This window comes from Streptomyces sp. rh34, assembly GCF_002551245.1.
In the GTDB taxonomy this organism is placed as follows: Bacteria; Actinomycetota; Actinomycetes; order Streptomycetales; family Streptomycetaceae; genus Streptomyces.
Genome location: NZ_NTGZ01000467.1, coordinates 1 through 2,545, shown reverse-complemented (window position 1 = coordinate 2,545; position 2,545 = coordinate 1). Strand labels below are relative to the sequence as shown.

The following is a 2,545-nucleotide window of genomic DNA, read 5'->3' as shown; positions in this document are numbered from 1 at the left end:
AGATGTGTATAAGAGACAGGGGCCAGGCGGTCGGCTTCCCCGTCACGGTCGGCTCGGCGGGTCCCGCCACCGGTCCGGCCGAGCTGCCGCACGCGCACAGCGAGGCCGACCGCTGTCTCTCCGCGCTGCGCGCCCTCGGCCACACCGGAAGCGGCGGGGCCGTCGGAGACCTCGGGTTCGTCGGCGTACTGCTGGGCGACCAGGCGGACCTGGGAGGCTATGTGCACCGGACGTTGGGGCCGGTACTCGACTACGACAGCCGGCGCGGCACCGACCTCGTCGCCACGCTGGACGCCTATTTCGCCCAGGGGACGAGCCTCACCCGGACCAAGGACCTGCTCCACGTCCATGTGAACACGGTGGTGCAGCGGCTGGAGCGCATCGGACGGCTCCTCGGCGAGGACTGGAACACGCCTGCCCGCACCCTGGAGATCCAGCTGGCTCTGCGGCTCCACCGCCTGACGCGGGGCCTGTGACGGGAGGCTCCGTGCCGGCGGGAGGGTCCTCAGTCGTCCAGACCCGCCCTGACCCGGCGCGAGGGCTGGAAGACGTACAGGTCGAGGATGTCCGGGGCGTCCGCGAGCCCCGGGCCGCCCGCCGAGGCCCAGCTCACGATGTCCTGCTCGGCGTGCTCGTCGTTGACCAGGCCCAGCCAGACCGGCCGGCCCCCGGCGCGGCGGCCCTCGGCGGAGGGCTGCACGACGATCACGTTGCCCTGCTCGCAGGCGTCCAGGCACTCGACCGCCCGTACGGTGGCGGCGCCCGCCAGACCAGTACGCAGCCGTGCCAGCTGGCCCGCGTGGTCGACGCCGGGGATCTTTTCGGTACCGCAGCAGCAGCCCCGGCAGACGCTGACGGTGGGCCGGGGGGCGCCCTGTGCGGGCGCGTCCTTGCGGGGGCGGCGGCTCATGGGGGCACTTCCCGTCGCGGTGGGGTGGAGTCGGATGGCTGCGGACCACGCCGGTCGGGTGATCATCACGACTCTACCGAGGCGCTCGCGGTTCGAACACCAGCACCCGTGTCCGGCCGGGTGAGGTAGTGTTGACGGCTGCGAAGGGGAGTAGCCCCGCAAACCGGTCGTCGACATACTGGAGCCTTCGGGTTCCCGGTGGCCGGGCTCGTGTGTTCCGCAAGGGACGGGCACGGGCGGGCGAGACCTTCGGTCCTGTATGAACACGTCCACCTCCCGTGGGCGCTGCCGTCATGCCGGGCCGAGTGGTCCTCCGAAAAGCCCGAGCGGTGCTTCGCGAAGATCCGGGGCCCGGCTCGAACAGAAGGCCACCCGGAATGCACCTCGACCCTCTGGCGATCATCACCGCCTTCGGGCTGATCTTCCTCGCGGAGCTCCCCGACAAGACGATGTTCGCGTCGCTGGCCATGGGCACGCGGATGCGCCCGCTCTACGTGTGGTTCGGCACCTCGTCCGCGTTCCTCGTGCACGTCGCCATCGCCGTCGGCGCGGGCAGCCTCATCGGGCTGCTGCCCGACTGGATCGTCAAGCTCGTCTCGGCCTCGCTCTTCGCGTTCGGCGCGTTCATGCTGCTGCGCGGCAGCGGCGGGGACGACGACGAGGACGCCGAGGTGAAGACGGTGACCGGGTTCTGGCCGGTGTACACGACCGCGTTCATGGCGGTCTTCATCAGCGAGTGGGGCGACCTGACGCAGATCACCACCGCCAACCTCGCGGCGAGCAACGGCACCTGGTCCACGGCGATCGGTGCGGCCGCCGCCCTGATGTCCGTCTCGGCGCTGGCGCTGCTGGCGGGCCGGTTCATCGCGAAGCGCGTACCGCTGAAGACCGTGCAGCGCATCGGCGGGATCTGCATGCTGGGCCTCGCCGTCTGGACGGCCGTGGAGATCTTCACCGGCTGAGGAGTGCGGGGGCGTACCGGCTTCGGCACGCCCCCGGCCGCTCTCAGAACAGGGCCCGCACCCCGTCGTCCTTCCCCCCGCTCTCGAAGGCGAGCAGCCGCTGCTTGCGGTCCAGGCCGCCGCCGTAGCCGGTGAGGCTCCCGGAGGCTCCGATCACCCGGTGGCACGGCACGATGATCCCGACGGGGTTCTTGCCGTTGGCCAGTCCGACCGCCCGCGAGGCGCCCGGTTTGCCGAGCTCCTCGGCCAGCTCGCCGTACGTACGGGTCTCCCCGTACGGGATCTTCAGCAGCTCCGCCCACACACTCCGCTGGAACGGCGTGCCCGCCATGTTCAGCGGGAGGTCGAAGGTGGTGCGGTCCCCGGCGAAGTACGCCGTGAGCTGCTGGATCGCCTCGCCGAAGGGCTCCGGGTCCGGGACGCCGAAGGTCTCCTGGGGCGGGCGGTGGCGCTGGTCGGTCATGTAGAGGGCGGAGAGCACGCCGTCGGTGGCGACGAGCGTGAGCGGGCCGTAGGGGCTGTCGAGGACCGTGTGCCGCTTGGTCACCGGAGGGATGGGGGCGATGGTGGTCGTGGTCATGGGAGCCGTGTCCTTGTCTGTGTCAGACGGGCAGGTGGTTGATGGGGTGGTCGTCCACCGTCCAGAGGTACTGCACGGCGTACGCCCTCCAGG

4 protein-coding genes are annotated in these 2,545 nt (G+C 71.2%); 2 read left to right on the top strand and 2 right to left on the bottom strand.

Features of this window, described 5'->3' with window-relative positions:
- Positions 1–476 (top strand): PucR family transcriptional regulator (locus CR470_RS37285; RefSeq protein ID WP_179892513.1); only part of this gene is annotated, 476 nt, incomplete at its 5' end.
- Positions 477–505: 29 nt separating this feature from the next.
- Here the strand turns inward: CR470_RS37285 and CR470_RS37280 are convergent.
- Positions 506–910 (bottom strand): (2Fe-2S) ferredoxin domain-containing protein, encoded by a 405-nt coding sequence (locus CR470_RS37280; RefSeq protein ID WP_097872153.1) that lies wholly within the window; start codon positions 908–910, stop codon positions 506–508.
- A 377-nt stretch (positions 911–1,287) separates the two neighbouring features.
- Here CR470_RS37280 and CR470_RS37275 point away from each other — a divergent pair, with 377 nt between their 5' ends.
- Positions 1,288–1,872 carry a TMEM165/GDT1 family protein gene (locus CR470_RS37275; protein ID WP_097872151.1) on the top strand — a complete coding sequence of 195 codons (585 nt, stop codon included), beginning with the start codon at positions 1,288–1,290 and terminating at the stop codon, positions 1,870–1,872.
- Between the two features lie 43 nt (positions 1,873–1,915).
- On the opposite strand, the gene CR470_RS37270 is transcribed toward CR470_RS37275, so the two are convergent.
- On the bottom strand, positions 1,916–2,452 hold the full coding sequence (locus CR470_RS37270; RefSeq protein ID WP_097872149.1) for a methylated-DNA--[protein]-cysteine S-methyltransferase: 537 nt from the start codon (positions 2,450–2,452) through the stop codon (positions 1,916–1,918).
- Positions 2,453–2,545 lie beyond the last annotated feature (93 nt).

Excerpts from the sequence above, each read along its gene's own strand:
- CR470_RS37280 (WP_097872153.1), bottom strand. The coding sequence starts at position 910 with ATGAGCCGCCGCCCCCGCAAGGACGCGCCCGCACAGGGCGCCCCCCGG.
- CR470_RS37275 (WP_097872151.1), top strand. The coding sequence starts at position 1,288 with ATGCACCTCGACCCTCTGGCGATCATCACCGCCTTCGGGCTGATCTTC.
- CR470_RS37270 (WP_097872149.1), bottom strand. The coding sequence starts at position 2,452 with ATGACCACGACCACCATCGCCCCCATCCCTCCGGTGACCAAGCGGCAC.